This window comes from Thermophagus xiamenensis, from assembly GCF_900112795.1.
Classification (GTDB): domain Bacteria; phylum Bacteroidota; class Bacteroidia; order Bacteroidales; family Marinilabiliaceae; genus Thermophagus; species Thermophagus xiamenensis.
In genome coordinates this window covers 53,931-68,715 of sequence record NZ_FONA01000001.1, presented here as the reverse complement: position 1 = coordinate 68,715, position 14,785 = coordinate 53,931, and the positions used below count along the sequence as shown (strand labels likewise).

Below are 14,785 nucleotides of genomic sequence, written 5' to 3'. Positions count from 1 at the left end.
CTGGGTTTTTGAGTGGTACATTATTTGTTTTTAGCAAATTCTGCATACTTCTGATCCGTTCCTTTGATGTGATTTATAAGCCATGTTTTTAGAAAGTTAGTGACCTCTAATGAAAGGATTAACTTATTGTTTTGAATTTTTTCGTAAAATTCGGTGATTTTTTTTACATAGAAATCGTGCTTCTCTTTATGTTTTTCAAGGTCGGGATAGCCGATAGATTTCATGTAGCGCTCTTCATCGGCAAAATGATATTTTGTATATTCCAGCATCCCTAAAACAAGTTCGGTCAATTTTTCCTTTGACTTCCCCGCTTTTAACCCTTCGTAAAAATCATTGAGAAGAGAAATCCATTTTTGGTGCTCTTTGTCTATAGTTGGATTGCCTACCGACAAGTCCTCTGTCCATTGAATTAGCATGTTAAATAAATTTAGAATTTAAACAGAAAATATTATTGGTTTAAATATTCTGTTCAAACTGGTTTGACAAATGTGATATTTACTTTAAAATTGTTTTAACCCTAATAAAATGACAAAATGAGTTTTATTGAATGGATTAGATGGTCAATGCAGGTTGGGGTTGCATTAATTTGCTGTAGGGTTAGTAAAAAGTAGTCCTGTTTCTTTAAGAAAATTGTCTTGTAATGATTTTGCGGGCAAAAATAATGGCTTGTAAAAAAACAATAGCAGAAAAAGTCAAGTTGAAGTGATGAAGGGATGAAAATATTTGATTAATGTACAAAAAAATATCGATTAACGGAGGTTGTTTTATTTTTTGTCGGTTTTCTTAAACATTCAATTGGTTTAATTGATGTTTCAAAAAGACCGGTTCTGTAAAATCGATAATCAGCTTAAAAAAGTTACTTTTGTTGCTTGTAAAAATTCTCTGTTCGATATGAATCTATTAAAACATTTTCCCAATACGCTTACGAGTTTAAATCTGTTGTTAGGAACCATCGGTATGTTTCTGGCCTTACAGGGCCAACCAGACCTGACGGCATGGTGTGTCCTTTTGGCTGCTGTCTTCGATTTTTCGGATGGTTTTGCCGCCCGCATGTTAAATGCATATAGCGATATAGGCAAAGAACTGGATTCCCTGGCCGATTTGGTTAGCTTTGGCTTGGCGCCTGCCGCTGCCTATATGTCGCTGTTACATTATGGCATGACGCAGGATTGGAATATTAATTTTTGGCAACTAACAAGTTCGGATCGGATATTACTATTAATACCTTTTCTTTTGACCGTTTTTTCGGCATTGCGTTTGGCCAAGTTTAACATAGATACCCGTCAAACTGAAACTTTCTTAGGACTTACCACTACTGCTACTGGTATGTTTTCGGTTTCTTTGGTACATTTTATTTTTACAAACGGAGGTCTTTGGCCGAAACTGGCTTCGCCCTATGTGGTGTTGGGTTTAATTGCTGTCTTTTGCCTGTTGTTAGTGAGCGAGATACCCATGTTTTCACTAAAGTTTAAGTCGTTTTGTGTGAAAGGCAACGAATTGCGTTATCTTTTGTTATTGATTGGTTTGTTGTCGGTTTTGTTTATTGGTATTGGGGGGATAGCGGTAACCGTTTTGTTATATGTTCTTTTTTCAATTGGAAAATTACTTTTTAGTAAACGCAAAGAGGGAGTCTAAAAGCAGGTAGTAACAGATTCGTCGTTTGTGTGGAGGTTTTGAAATGCCGATAACTTATATCATTGACATTGGTAATGTTAATTTTAGGATTGACTCCCTCTTTCACTGGTGCGTCCAAAAAATAGGGCATTAGCTTAAAAACTCCAGTTCTTTGACGTTAATGTTCAAAGCAGATTTTATCTCTCCATCTTTGGTTTTGAAACCTTCGCTTGATGGTATTCCTTCTAACAGCACTTTGCGCCCTTTCTTTAAGTAGTCTGCCACTTTTGTGCTTTGACCCTCATTTTTCCAAATAACGGCTCTGACCCATTCGGTGCGTTCTACCTTGTTGCCTTGCTGATCTTTGTAATCCATAGATACGGCAACATCAAAGTTTATGGCTTTTTTATTGCCTACTTCCCGTATTTCGGCATCTTGTCCAAGGGTGCCGGATACTATCATTTTTAACATGACAAATTAAATTTTAGGGTTAACAACTAATTGATTATGGATTTGTCATATTAATGATTGATAAAGTTATAAAATATTTTTTTACAGTAATAATGTTATCAGACATGGTTTTTAAACAATTTCAATCTTCAAAGTGTTATTGATGAGGTGTTTGCGGGAAGTGGCTTTTCGCTTTAAAGTTTAGTCACGTTTTTATGTGTATCCTAAACAATATTTACTCGTAATCTGGTTTGGTGTTGACAAAATGATTCAGTCGTAATAACTTCCGGTAATTGTATAAAGGCTAAAGTCTTTTGTTATTGTGTGATAATGCAATACGTGATAATTAATTTTAATAGGGTTTAATCTTAAAATTTAAAGTACGATGAGATATACGCTGAAATTGTGGATGATGTTATTGATTGGGTCAATGGTAATGCCCGGGTATTCGCAGGGATTTCTGGATAGAGTGGCTAAAAAAGCAAAGGAAAAAGCTGAACAGAAAGCCGAAGAAAGGGCCGAGAAGAAACTGGATGAACAAATCGACAAAGGTCTGGATAACGTTGAAGATGCTTTGGAAGGAAGTGATACATCTGTTAATGAAGGGCAATCTGAAAATTCGACAGAGAGAAATAAAATTCGCTCAATGATGGAAGGTATGAGCATTTCGTCCGAGCCTGTATCCGTTGCCGATAAGTACCATTTCTCATCAAAAATTAAATTTCATTTTACCTCGTTGAACAAACAAGGTAAAGTAAAAGAGGAAGGTGATGTGATTACCCTGATATCCCCCGGTGAGAAAAACTTTGCTTACCAGTTTATAGCCGGTGATCCAGATACAGGAAAGGAAACCTCGGCAGGTATTTTTATTATGGACTTTGCCAACAATGCAACGATTGTTCTTACCGAAGAAGATGGTGAAAAAACCGGTGTCGTTTATGGCATAAGAGGTTGGGACAATGTTTTTTCAGATGTTGTTGATGAAGAAATAGATAGCGATGAGGGCCATGAAGTGCTGAAGTCAACAGGTCGTACCAAGAATATTCTTGGCTACAAGTGTGAAGAATACATTTATGAAACGGATGAGTATGAGGGAACTTTATGGATCACTCAATCGGTGAAATGGTTGTCGGCGGATATTTACACTTCCATTTTGAAGAGTAAATTGTACTCTCAGGGAATAAACAAAGGTATGGTGATGGAGAGCGAAAGCCATGACAAGGAAAAAGGAACTATTAACAGGATGACGGTTACGGAGGTAGATGAAAATGCGGATGTATCATTGGTTTTGGACGAATACCAGCTTACCAACCTGGGATCGGTAAAATTTGGCGAAAACGAGATTCCTGAGGAAGAATGACATCGGGGAACGCTGGTGGGAGGGAAAACTGTGGTAACAAAAAAACTACTTTTCGGCTTTTTCCCTCATAAGATGAATGGCAAAATGCATTGACACGGAGCCATGAAAAACAAATCGGATCTTTGGTTATGGGGGTATAGGATTTCTTTGAACGCTGAATCCCTTTTTTGTGGTGTATCAGCGCATAAAGACATTTTCTTTTATTCCCTGTTCATATTCCCCCGGTTATAAGAAAAGAAAATGCCGGCCGCTGCAATCAACGCAAAAGTCAGAAATCCATATTTCATGGCCTTTAGAAAAGTGGGAAATGAAATAGTGTCGACACTATGTCCGTTAAAGAGCAGGGCGAACATGAAGGTGACAATGGTCATGCTGGCCATTTGACCAAGAACCCTCATGGTGGCTGCCGTCCCCGAAGCCAGTCCGTACCTGTTTTTGTCAACAGAACTCATAATGGTGTTCATGTTGGGGGAGGAGAATAAAGCAAATCCCAGTCCCATCCATATCAAAAGTGCCACCAACATTCCAATGGAGGTGTTTTGGCCTAAAAGAGTGAAGGCACCCAGCCCCAAGGCACACATGGTCATTCCCAGGGTAGCCAGAATTCGGGGTTCTAATTTATCTGACCAACGGCCTGCAACAGGTGAAAATATAGCCATCACTGTTGGTTGTGCGATGAGCACCATGCCTGCTTGCCGGGGTGTCATATGTTGTATTTTTTGTAAGAAAAGACTAAGCAAAAATACAATGGCAAAAGTGGCACTGTAATTGATCAGGGCAGCCAGGTTGGAAAAGGCAAACAGCCGGTTTTGGGTGAATAGTCTGGTGGGAATAACAGGATGGGCCGAGCGGCTTTCCCTTTTCCAAAACACCATGAGAGCTATAAAACCTGTTCCTATTAACACCCATCCTGGTAGCTTCGGTATTAATGAGGATCCAAAGACCATTGACGTAAGGCCTGCAACGTAAAAAACAAGGCTGTTCAGGCTTAATTTACTTTTACTTTCCTGGGCGGATGTGTCATCTTTCCCAAGAAAGAGTTGAGTGATAATCGCCACGCCTGTTCCCAAAAAGGCTGAAGCATAAAATATGGAACGCCACCCTAATGACTGGGTTAGAATGCCCCCGGCAAAAGGGCCAAAAGCAAGACCCAGATAAACGGCCGATACCGACATGCCCAATACTCTTCCTCGTTGCCGGGGAGGAAACGCAGATACCAGAATGGCCGGACCCGTGGTGCTGGTAAATGCAGCTCCTGCACCCTGAATAAACCGAAACAGAATGAGCCAATACCCTGATGGTGCTATGCCACATAAAAGAGAAGACATGGTAAAAAGAATGACGCCGAATTTAAAGAGTCGACGAATGCCTGTAAAATCGCCCCAGCGCCCCGCCGGAAGTAACAATAGGGCCATCGACAATAAAAACGAAGTAACCACCCAGCTAAGAGTAACCGCATCCATGTCGAAACTTTTTTCGATGGCTGGTAATGCAATGTTGATGGAGGAGATCAGAAAGGTACCCATGAAGGAGGTTATGGCTACCATAGATAGAATAGAGAACTGCTTTCGTGTCCAGTCCATAATATAGATGATTGTTCCTGGCAAATATAGGAACAATCATCTTATGATAAAAGTCTACCTCTGAACTCCTTTTACCAGTAAAACAAGGTGCCGTCGGTTTTCCGGTTTACGGGTAGACTGGCCGGAATATAGGGGAACTTTTGAGCGGCCTTTTCATCCAAATCGACGCCAATACCCGGGGTGTCGTCAATGTACATGTACCCCTCTTCGAAACGGTAATTGATTTTAAACACTTCGTTGACGATTTCTTCGTGAGGCATGTATTCCTGAATGCCAAAGTTGTTAATGGCAAAGTCGAAATGAAGGGCGGCCGCCATATTGATCGGCGACAAGTCAGTAGCTCCGTGAAATCCGGTTTGAACGTGATAAATGGAGGCAAATGCCGCCACCTTTTGCAAATGGGTGATCCCGCCGCCATGTACGATGGGCATCCGCACGAAATCGATCAATTGCTCCGATATGAGGGTGGTGTAATCATATACCGAATTAAAAACCTCCCCAATTGCCAAAGGGGTTGTGGTATGTTGGCGCACCACTCTGAAGCCTTCCTGTAATTCTCCGGTCACCGCATCTTCCATCCAGAACAGATGGAAAGGTTCCAGCTCCTTGCCCAGGCGGGCAGCCTCAATGGGGGTGAGCCGATGATGAACATCATGCAACAAAAGGAGGTCTTCCCCAAAGTGTTCCCTTACCTTGCTAAAAAGTTTAGGAGCCCAGTTCAAGTACTTGTGGGTGTCCCAGAAGTCTTCCCGCGGGAGACCCTTGGTGGCGGGTTCATATTTTTCGCCTTTTTGGGCTACACCGTAGGTGTGATCTAGTCCGGGAATCCCCGACTGCACCCGGATGGCTTTGAAACCTTTGTCTAGTTCTTGGGCCACACTCTCCAACGCATGATCCAGATCTATGCCGTTGGAATGGGCATAAACCAAAACCTTGTTGCGGCTTTTTCCGCCCAAAAGGTTATACAGTGGTGTGTTGAGCATTTTGCCTTTGATATCCCACAGGGCCATGTCGATGGCCGAAAGGGCTGTCATGGTAACGGCCCCACGTTTCCAGTATACACCCCGGTAAAAATAGTGCCATATATCTTCGATGTTGAGGGGATTACGGCCCTTGAGTGCCGGAATGCAGTACTCTTCCAGATATTTGGCCACAGCTAGTTCGCGGCCATTAAGGGTGGCGTCGCCCAACCCGTAGATCCCCTGGTCGGTATAAATTTTAAGGGTGACAAAATTACGACCTGGCGAGCAGACTATGACTTTTGCATCGGTTATTTTCATACAATGAGTTCTTAAGTTTTGTTCGTGTGTTTTTAAGAAATGGGTAGAATATTTGTTTTCTGTAAATTAAAAGCCGATGGAATTTCCGCCATCAACGGGCAGAACTACACCGGTGATGTAACTGGCCGCCTCCGAAACCAGAAAGAGCGCGGCCGAAGCTACCTCTTCGGGTTGTCCCATCCGGCCCATGGGGGTGCGGGAAAAGACTTTTTGTTTGCGTTCAGGATCGTTGTTTAATGCTTTGGCCGACATTTCGGAATAAATGAATCCCGGTGCTATGGCATTGACCCTGATCCCTTTGGGTGCCCATTCCACCGTCAGAGCACGGGTCATCCCTTCTACGGCACTTTTGGCCGCCGTATAACCAATTACTTGTGGAATGCCATAATGGGCTGCCATAGAACTAATATTTAGTATGGCCCCGCTGCCGTAATTGACCATTTTTTTTGCTACTTCGCGCGAGAGCGTGAAAACAACATTCTGATTGGTCAGGATAACCTTTTGGAACTCTTCGTCCGTGGTGTCAAGTGCAAACTTTTTAAGGTGTATCCCGGCATTATTGACCAGAATATTTAATGAGCCATATTTTTTTTCCAAAGCATCTACCAGGTCCGGTATTGCTTTGAGATTGGTGAGATCGAATTGCTCATACCCGCAACGGTCGCCAAACTCTTCTTTTGCTGCATCGAGTTTTTTCTGAGTACGGCCTATAATGATGGTAAATATTCCTGCCTCCGTAAAAGCTTTAGTGATGGCTTTCCCAAGACCTGTTGCGCCACCCGTTACTATTGCTGTCTTTTTTGATTCTGTCATTGGATTTGTTTTTTAGTTGAGCTAATCTTTTGGTTGGTTCTTGTGGTTATTTAAGTTATTGACCACAAGGTTATCTGTGTTACTAGTTTTGGCAAACATGGTTATGCTTGATTCATTGTTGATTCTCTTATCAATAATTCAAAATCCAGAATATGGTGAAAAGGCCTTTCCTCAACATGTTTAGTGTTTATTAAATGGATTAGTGAATTTGCGGTGACCTTTCCCATTATTTCGCCGGGATAATTGACTGTTGTGAGGGCAGGTTTGGCAAACGCAGAAAACGGATCGTTGTTAAAACCTGTAATCTGAATCTTTTCCGGTATTTTTATTCCCTGGGCCTGCAAATGATGCATAATGGCAATGGCACAGGTGTCGTTAGCTACGAAAATGGCGTCGGGTAGGGCGGGCATTTTAAGTATTTTTTCTGCTATTTGTTTTCCGTCATCGACACCGAGTCCGGTTTCCCACACCAGCGTAGGGTCAAACGCCAGGTTTTTTTCATGTAACGCAAGTTTGTAGCCTTCAAGCCTTTGCCGGTATACTTCTATTTTTTTATTTCCCGTGACATGCAGGATTTTTTTTCTGTTGTTTTTCAAAAGATGACGAGTGAGCTGATAACCTGCTCTTTTATTGTCAATAGTTACGCAATTGTATTTCTCCTGATTATTCGGTGTGCGGTCAAAAAAGATTACCGGAATGTTCTTTTTAAAAAATGGCTCAAAATAGTCCGGGTCTGAAGCGGGTGAAGTGGTAGATACCATTAGTCCGTCCACCCGGTGATTGAACAAAAGACGGATGTTTTCCTTTTCTTTCTCTTCCATTTCGAACGACTGCATGATAATGAGGTGATACCCGGCCTCTACAGCTGCTTTTTCCATTCCTGCCAATACCGTTGACATAAAATAGCTGTTCAGTCGTGGCACAATTACCCCCAGGGTACTGCTTTTGCGAGTCCGCAAACCGCTGGCCAAAGCATTGGAACGGTAACCCATTTCGTGCGCTTTGGCTTTTATGACTTCTCTGGTTTTAGGGCTGATGGCTGGATGGTCTTTCAATGCCCTTGAAACCGTTGAGGCTGAGACATTTAATTCGCGAGCTATGTCGTGTATGGTTGTCTCTCTGGGAAACATCTAATTTTATTTGTGTGACAAAATTAGAGATTATTTTTTTAATTATGCAATCGATTGCACAATTAAATTATTTTTTGAACTTTGTAATATTGTTTTGTTATTTTGATAGCCACCCACGTCTGCGTGGATTTGTAATCCACGCAGAACGAAAGATATGGATTTACAATCCACATAAACAAACTAAAAGAAAAAAGTTTAAAATATGATTTAATCTTTATCGGGTATAATAAAGGGATTAAAAATCCCGAAAATAATGCGTTGTGGATTGCAAATCTACAACGACCGTGTGATTAGTCATTAGTCAAACAAGTGGTTAGTGTTGAATAATTAATGACTAACGAGTAACTGATAAATATCAGCACATCGTTTACACAAAATATCAATACATCGTTTACATCTAAGTAAGAGCAAAATATCAATACATCGTTTACACAACGATTTTTTACGTTCTTTGAAATATTGTTTTTTTCGTCTTCATAAAAAGCAATAATTATGGAAGACGAACTTATTCTCAGACAACAAGCAGTAGAACAATATTTAAAAGGTATTGCGGTATCTGACATTGCCCAAAAACTAGGGCGTTCACGACAATGGGTCCATAAATGGATTACTCGCTATGGCCAAGGAGGTTTAGATACGTGGTATCTATCCAAATCAACTGCACCCAAGCAAACTCACAACAAAATCTCCCCCAAAGTGGAGGAACTTGTGATAAATGTGAGAAAGACTTTAGCAGGCCGCCGTTATTCTCAAACAGGAGCTTTAAGCATTATGTATGAGATAAAACGTTTAGGATTAAAGCCGCCTTCAATACCGACAATAAACCGGATATTGAAACGGAATAATCTGATAAATACCAGCATTGTAAAACAGAAGAAAGGCATTAAATACCCAAATTATTTTACTCTTGTTCAACAAATGGATTTGGTTGGTCCCAGGTATCTATCAGGAGGTTCCCGATTCTATTTCCAAAACATCATCGATATTGAAAATCATCATGTTGGAGTTTATCCAATTAAAGACAAAAGCTCTCAAACAATAGCGCAACGTCTTGCTCAGTTCTGGACTATTTATGGCATACCGGATTATCTCCAAATGGATAATGAACTATCATTTAGAGGAAGTAATCGCTATCCCAGAAGTTTTGGAATAGTAATACGGTTGGCTTTGTCCCAAGGTGTAACGCCCATCTTCATCCCTCCATCTGAACCTTGGAGGAACGGAGTAATTGAAAAATTTAACTCGAATTTAGCTAAGTACTTCTTCTCTGCCCAAATGTTCACATCGTATGAAGATCTGGAAAAGAAGACACTTGAATTTGCTGATTTTCACAATCAGAATCACCGTTACTCTATCCAAGGAGGTAAAACTCCGAATCAAATAAAGTCAATCTCCGAAGAATACAAGCTTGGGCATATAAACATGAAGGATCCAATCTCAATGGTTGATGGTTCTGTAATTTTTATACGTTTCATAAGAAGCGACAGAAAACTTTCAATATTACAAACCAGCTTCATTGTTAAGAAGGAGTTGATCTATACTTATGTCATTGCAGAAATAGTCGTAGATCAACACGTTCTTCTGGTAAAGCAAGATTGTTATATCCATCATGTGTTTCCATTTGTAATGCCTGTTGACTAAAAAACAATATGTCAATGAACTTATGATATTTTGCCTCCCTTAGAAGGCGCGCCCCCCTCGGGGGGCAAAAGCTGAATTAAACAAACTGTATCTCGTTACAGATTTTAATTAGTGTAAACGAGGTACTGATATTTTATTCAATTAAAATCATGTAAACGATGTGCTGATATATAACAAGTAACCACTAATAACTAAATATAGGAACCAATAATTCAATGAAATAAGCAAAATTTATACGAATGAAACGAGCATGACCAGGAAATTTTGTCACAATAAGAACATTTATAAACTTTAGGTCATGCGAGTTCCATCAGACCAATGAATTAGATAAATTTTATACGGATGAAAGTTTTTTTTCAAAGGGTCTTAAATATAATTCGTATTCGAATAGAACAGATTGGTGTTTTCATTTTAGTTAATTTCCTTTGCGCCATACAACTGTCCGGTACCTCTTATTATACGGATTCTTTTCGAAGTATACCTGGTAATAAGGGTCTTTCGCAGGCATCAGTATATTGTATGTTGCAGGATAATAAAGGGTTTGTGTGGATAGGAACTAAGAATGGGTTAGACCGTTTTGATGGTTACGAATTTTTGACTTATAAATATGACAAGGATAATCCTAATAGTCTTTCTAATAACGAAATTACATGCCTGGAAAATGATCATGACAGATATTTATGGATAGGAACCCGGAGTGGAGGGGTGAATCGACTGGAATATGCAACGGGTAAAATTATTAGATTCAATGGTTTAACTTATGATGATCTTGTTCAGAGTCTTGTTCTGGATAGCTTGAATAATTTATGGGTAGGTACTTCCGAGGGCCTTTTGGTCTTTTCTTTAGAAAAAAATAATGAGGAAAATATTTCCATCAGAAATGTATCCAAGGAGGCTTTATTTTATGATGATCAAGGAAGGGTAATAGAACCTAATAGGAATAACCTGGTTATTACTTCTCTTTTAGAGGTTAAAAAGGGATCGCTTTTAGTTGGGTGCAAAGAAGGATTATTTCTCTATGATATTCGAAAGAATAATTTTTATTCAGTTTCTAATGAGACAATAGAAACGTCTGTTTTTACATCTCTTAAAAAAGATGAAGAAGGTAATGTTTGGGCAGGTTCTTATGATGGGTTGCTAAAAATTCCATCAGGTGCTTTAAAGGGAAGAAACTTAGAGATACTCTGGTTTAATGCCATTTCTCCTTCATCGAGACGGTTGCCTGTTAATCGTGTAGAAGGCGTTGAAATAGATCATGAAGGTAATATTTGGGCAGGGACACGAGGGGCCGGGTTGTTTCGAATAACCGGCGAAGAGGTGACAGCTCATTATGATAGTAATGGTGATGGGACAGGTTATATTATGGATGATTTGATAAATTCCCTGATGATTGATCGTACGGGGGTTTTATGGGTTGGCACCGAAAGTAAAGGAATAGCCTATACTGATTTGTATTCAAAAAGTTTTCAAATAATTCATCCTGCAAAAGAGGGTATAAACCGTTTTGACAATAGTTTGGTTACGGCATTGACCGGGAATGACAAGCGGCTATGGGTGGGCACCGCAGGAAATGGTATATACGTTTACGAGCATCATTTGGGCCGGCTGACACGGCTATATAATATAGATCCTGCAATGTTGCTTGACCAACCAAGTTCAAATGAAATAATGTCTCTTTTAGTAGACCGAGATAACATCTTGTGGATTGGGACTGCTACCAATAGCCTAATCGCTTATGATGAGGTTACCGGTTTTAAAAAGTATCTGGTCAATGGTTTTGTGTTTTCGGTTTATGAAGACCGTGACGGGCGTATATGGTATGGAACTTGGGGCCAAGGACTGGGATTTGTGGATAAGAACAAAGGTCTGGTTGAACGGTATTTTGGTTCTGTGGCTCAATCTCTTGGGTTGAGTAGTGATAAAGTGCTTTCTTTTTTGCAGGATTCTAATGGCTTACTATGGGTTGGCACTAAAGGAGGCGGCATAAATGTAAGTCTTTTGGAAAACGTGATTAATAGAAGGGGGGAATTTGTTAGTTACAAAAATGATCCTCAAAATTTAAATAGTCTCAGTTATAATGATGTTTATGATATTCTTGAAGATCAAAAAGGAAATATCTGGATTGCTACCGGAAGCGGATTAAATAAGGTCGTCTCAGCAGGCGGCAGGGATTTAGTGGAATCAGCTCTTCAAGGAACATTATCTTTTAAGACCTATGCTGAACGGGAGGGACTTTCTGGTGGTTTGGTTTTTTTTATTGAAGAGGATGGTCATGGAAATCTTTGGATAGGAACCAATAAAGGTGTTTCCAAATTCGATCCCGTACGTCAGAGTTTCTTTAATTATGGCATTAATGATGGATTACCTATCGGAGAATTGCATATTAATGCATCCTTTAAGGATAAATCGTCCGGTGTTATGTATTTTGGAGGTTGTGACGGGATAGCTTGCTTTCATCCCGACAGTCTGCAGGCTAATCCTTTCCCACCTAAAGTCCAGATCACCAATATTCGTGTAAATAATCAACTTATTTATCCGGGTCTTAAGATCAATGGACAAGTGATTCTTGATCGGTTTATTAATTATACCGATCATTTTGTTTTATCTTACAGTAACAATGAAATATCTTTTGATTTTTCAGCACTGCACTATTCAAATCCGGGCAAGCATCAATATGCTTATCGATTAAAAGGTTATAATGAAAATTGGCAAGTAACATCAAGTGAAAATAGACGGGCTACCTATACCAATTTACATGAGGGCAACTATGTGTTTGAAGTAAAAGCAACTGATTTTTATGGCAATTGGGCGGCACCTGTGGCATCTGTTTCTTTTACTGTAAATCCACCTTTATGGAGAACTTGGTGGGCTTATGGTGGCTATTTGATTCTTTTGCTGGCGCTATTGTTTTCATTTAGAAAATATTCTTTAATTGGAGTAAAAGAAAAGAATAAGTTAATTATTGAAAGCCTGGAACATAAAAAAGACAAGGAAATAAGCGAGGCCAAAATGAAATTCTTTACCAATATCTCGCATGAAATTCGTACGCCATTAACCTTAATTTATGCCCCTCTTCAAGAAATTATCAAACGAAAAAATATTACACCCGAGCTTTATGAGATGCTTATGGTTATGTTTCGGAATGTGAAACGATTGCTGAATTTGGTTGATCAATTATTAGAATTCAGAAAAATTGATGCTGGACACTCTATTCTTAAACTATCCAAATTTAATTTAACTGAAATAGCGAGAGATCATTTGGCTGCATTTAGTACCATGGCTTTACAAAAGGGCATTATGGTGCATTTTGAGTCTAAAGAAGATATTTTTATTGTTGCAGACCCAAAAATGATTTCTACTTCAATTTATAATTTGTTATCGAATGCTTTTAAGTTTACACCTGCGGGTGGAGAGGTGATCTTAAAAATGGGAAAAATAGGAGACAGTAATGACCATAATAAGCATAAAATTAAAATTAGTGTCTGTGATTCAGGACCCGGTATTCCTGAAAAAGATTTGTCAAGGGTATTTGAACGTTTTAACCAGGGGATTCTCGAAGAACAGGAATATCATGGCGGTTCAGGAATAGGTCTTTCGATCGTAAAGGAGTTTGTGGAATTGAATCATGGGACCATTCATGTCTACAATCGCTCGGAAGGAGGATGTTGCTTTGAGATATGTTTACCTGAAAAAGTTGGTGAAGTTTTAGAAAAAACAAATATTGATAGCATATCTTCATTCGAGCCTTTTGGAACTAACCATTCTACTATAACTAAACCTAAAAGTTTTACCTTTGAAAAGCCGAAATACTCTAACAGTAAAATAAATAATGGTCGTGATAGTCGCTCCTTAATTTGTCTTATTGAAGATGATTTGGAATTGGTTTCATGGTTGTTAACCGTTTTAGGAGAAAAGTACAGGGTGTATGCTCTTCATGACGGGAATGAAGCACAAAAAAAGGTTCCAGCCCTAATGCCTGATTTGATAATATGTGATATTATGCTTCCCGGTATTTCCGGGTTGGTTTTGGTAAATAATTTTAAGGTTAATATTGAAACTAGTCATATTCCCGTTATTATGCTTACAGCTAAATCTCGAGAAGAAGATGTTATCGAGGGCTTAAAATCCGGGGCCGATAGTTATCTTACCAAGCCTTTTAATTTGGAAATATTAAATGCACAAATCGATTCTTTGTTGGCATCTCGAAAAGCTTTTAGAGAAAAGTTTACCGGAAAGTTGTTGGTCGAACCTTCCGAAAAAGTAATTACTCCATTGGATGAAAAATTTCTGAAACGACTTATGGAAGTGACCGAAGCTAAAATGGCAGATCCGAAATTTGATGTGGCGTTTTTAGTACAAGAGATGAATATGAGTCATTCAATAATCCTGAAAAAAGTAAAAACATTAACCGGTCTTTCTTTAGTCGAATTTATTCGTTCTATGAGGATAAAAAGAGCCGCGCAGATTTTTCGTCAAGATAAACTTTCTGTTTCTGAAGTAAGCTTTATGGTCGGTTTTTCCGATCCCAAATATTTTAGTAAATGTTTTTACAAACAGTTTGGGAAAAAGCCTTCGGATTATATTAAAGAATTTCACGATTGAGAAAATACTGTTACTTACTATCTCTATTTTTGTGTGTTGAGTTATAGTTATTAATCATACAATCGTGGACGTATTTTTTTAATGAATTTTTGGTTTAATTTTCTTAAATGTAAAAATATCCACTGTTTTGCTAAAAATCTCCACCTTTTTTAGCATTTGTAAACCTTTAAAATAAAAATATCTCCTCGTTCGCCATTCTTTGTCCGTATTTTTGGATAGTTTAAAAGCTAAATGATTGGATGCCCTGTTAAAAAAAATGAATTTTTAGCTTTGGGGAAAAGTAAGGTGTGCATATTTGTTAATTGTTGAGGC

10 protein-coding genes are annotated in these 14,785 nt (G+C 39.1%); 4 read left to right on the top strand and 6 right to left on the bottom strand.

Translation table 11 applies throughout. The features are described from left to right. Window positions 1-20 precede the first annotated feature (20 nt). Window positions 21-416, bottom strand: coding sequence for a bacteriohemerythrin (locus BM130_RS00255; RefSeq protein WP_010527287.1), 396 nt, complete (start codon window positions 414-416; stop codon window positions 21-23). A gap of 475 nt (window positions 417-891) precedes the next feature. On the opposite strand from BM130_RS00255, the gene BM130_RS00250 reads away from it, so the two are divergent. Then, complete coding sequence (locus BM130_RS00250) at window positions 892-1,635, top strand: CDP-alcohol phosphatidyltransferase family protein (RefSeq protein WP_029626558.1); 744 nt, start codon at window positions 892-894, stop codon at window positions 1,633-1,635. A gap of 129 nt (window positions 1,636-1,764) precedes the next feature. Here BM130_RS00250 and BM130_RS00245 read toward each other — a convergent pair whose 3' ends face one another. After that, window positions 1,765-2,085: a single-stranded DNA-binding protein gene (locus tag BM130_RS00245; protein WP_010527289.1), complete on the bottom strand. Its 321-nt coding sequence runs from the start codon at window positions 2,083-2,085 to the stop codon at window positions 1,765-1,767. A gap of 364 nt (window positions 2,086-2,449) precedes the next feature. Here BM130_RS00245 and BM130_RS00240 point away from each other — a divergent pair, with 364 nt between their 5' ends. Beyond that, window positions 2,450-3,424 carry a hypothetical protein gene (locus BM130_RS00240; protein ID WP_010527290.1) on the top strand — a complete coding sequence of 325 codons (975 nt, stop codon included), beginning with the start codon at window positions 2,450-2,452 and terminating at the stop codon, window positions 3,422-3,424. A gap of 200 nt (window positions 3,425-3,624) precedes the next feature. Here BM130_RS00240 and BM130_RS00235 read toward each other — a convergent pair whose 3' ends face one another. From BM130_RS00235 to BM130_RS00220, 4 genes are all read right to left on the bottom strand, one after another. Next, window positions 3,625-5,007 (bottom strand): MFS transporter, encoded by a 1,383-nt coding sequence (locus BM130_RS00235; RefSeq protein WP_029626559.1) that lies wholly within the window; start codon window positions 5,005-5,007, stop codon window positions 3,625-3,627. Between the two features lie 71 nt (window positions 5,008-5,078). Beyond that, entirely contained in the window at window positions 5,079-6,287 is a 1,209-nt protein-coding gene (gene manD, locus BM130_RS00230) for a D-mannonate dehydratase ManD (protein WP_010527292.1), read from the bottom strand. 66 nt (window positions 6,288-6,353) lie between these two features. Further along, window positions 6,354-7,100 (bottom strand): SDR family NAD(P)-dependent oxidoreductase, encoded by a 747-nt coding sequence (locus BM130_RS00225; protein ID WP_010527293.1) that lies wholly within the window; start codon window positions 7,098-7,100, stop codon window positions 6,354-6,356. A gap of 101 nt (window positions 7,101-7,201) precedes the next feature. Then, the gene (locus BM130_RS00220) at window positions 7,202-8,230 is read right to left on the bottom strand and encodes a LacI family DNA-binding transcriptional regulator (protein WP_010527294.1); all 1,029 of its coding nucleotides are present in this window, start codon (window positions 8,228-8,230) and stop codon (window positions 7,202-7,204) included. Window positions 8,231-8,722: 492 nt separating this feature from the next. Here BM130_RS00220 and BM130_RS00215 point away from each other — a divergent pair, with 492 nt between their 5' ends. Both BM130_RS00215 and BM130_RS00210 read left to right on the top strand, forming a co-directional pair. Then, on the top strand, window positions 8,723-9,871 hold the full coding sequence (locus BM130_RS00215) for a helix-turn-helix domain-containing protein (RefSeq protein ID WP_010527295.1): 1,149 nt from the start codon (window positions 8,723-8,725) through the stop codon (window positions 9,869-9,871). Window positions 9,872-10,213: 342 nt separating this feature from the next. Then, window positions 10,214-14,473, top strand: a complete 4,260-nt coding sequence (locus tag BM130_RS00210) for a hybrid sensor histidine kinase/response regulator transcription factor (RefSeq protein WP_010527296.1) — start codon at window positions 10,214-10,216, stop codon at window positions 14,471-14,473. Window positions 14,474-14,785: the final 312 nt, after the last annotated feature.

What these genes read in the sequence shown, in the direction of transcription:
- BM130_RS00220 (WP_010527294.1), bottom strand. Translation starts at nt 8,230, where the DNA reads ATGTTTCCCAGAGAGACAACCATACACGACATAGCTCGCGAATTAAAT.
- BM130_RS00240 (WP_010527290.1), top strand. Translation starts at nt 2,450, where the DNA reads ATGAGATATACGCTGAAATTGTGGATGATGTTATTGATTGGGTCAATG.
- manD (WP_010527292.1), bottom strand. Translation starts at nt 6,287, where the DNA reads ATGAAAATAACCGATGCAAAAGTCATAGTCTGCTCGCCAGGTCGTAAT.
- BM130_RS00215 (WP_010527295.1), top strand. Translation starts at nt 8,723, where the DNA reads ATGGAAGACGAACTTATTCTCAGACAACAAGCAGTAGAACAATATTTA.
- BM130_RS00255 (WP_010527287.1), bottom strand. Translation starts at nt 416, where the DNA reads ATGCTAATTCAATGGACAGAGGACTTGTCGGTAGGCAATCCAACTATA.
- BM130_RS00250 (WP_029626558.1), top strand. Translation starts at nt 892, where the DNA reads ATGAATCTATTAAAACATTTTCCCAATACGCTTACGAGTTTAAATCTG.
- BM130_RS00210 (WP_010527296.1), top strand. Translation starts at nt 10,214, where the DNA reads ATGAAAGTTTTTTTTCAAAGGGTCTTAAATATAATTCGTATTCGAATA.
- BM130_RS00245 (WP_010527289.1), bottom strand. Translation starts at nt 2,085, where the DNA reads ATGTTAAAAATGATAGTATCCGGCACCCTTGGACAAGATGCCGAAATA.
- BM130_RS00235 (WP_029626559.1), bottom strand. Translation starts at nt 5,007, where the DNA reads ATGGACTGGACACGAAAGCAGTTCTCTATTCTATCTATGGTAGCCATA.
- BM130_RS00225 (WP_010527293.1), bottom strand. Translation starts at nt 7,100, where the DNA reads ATGACAGAATCAAAAAAGACAGCAATAGTAACGGGTGGCGCAACAGGT.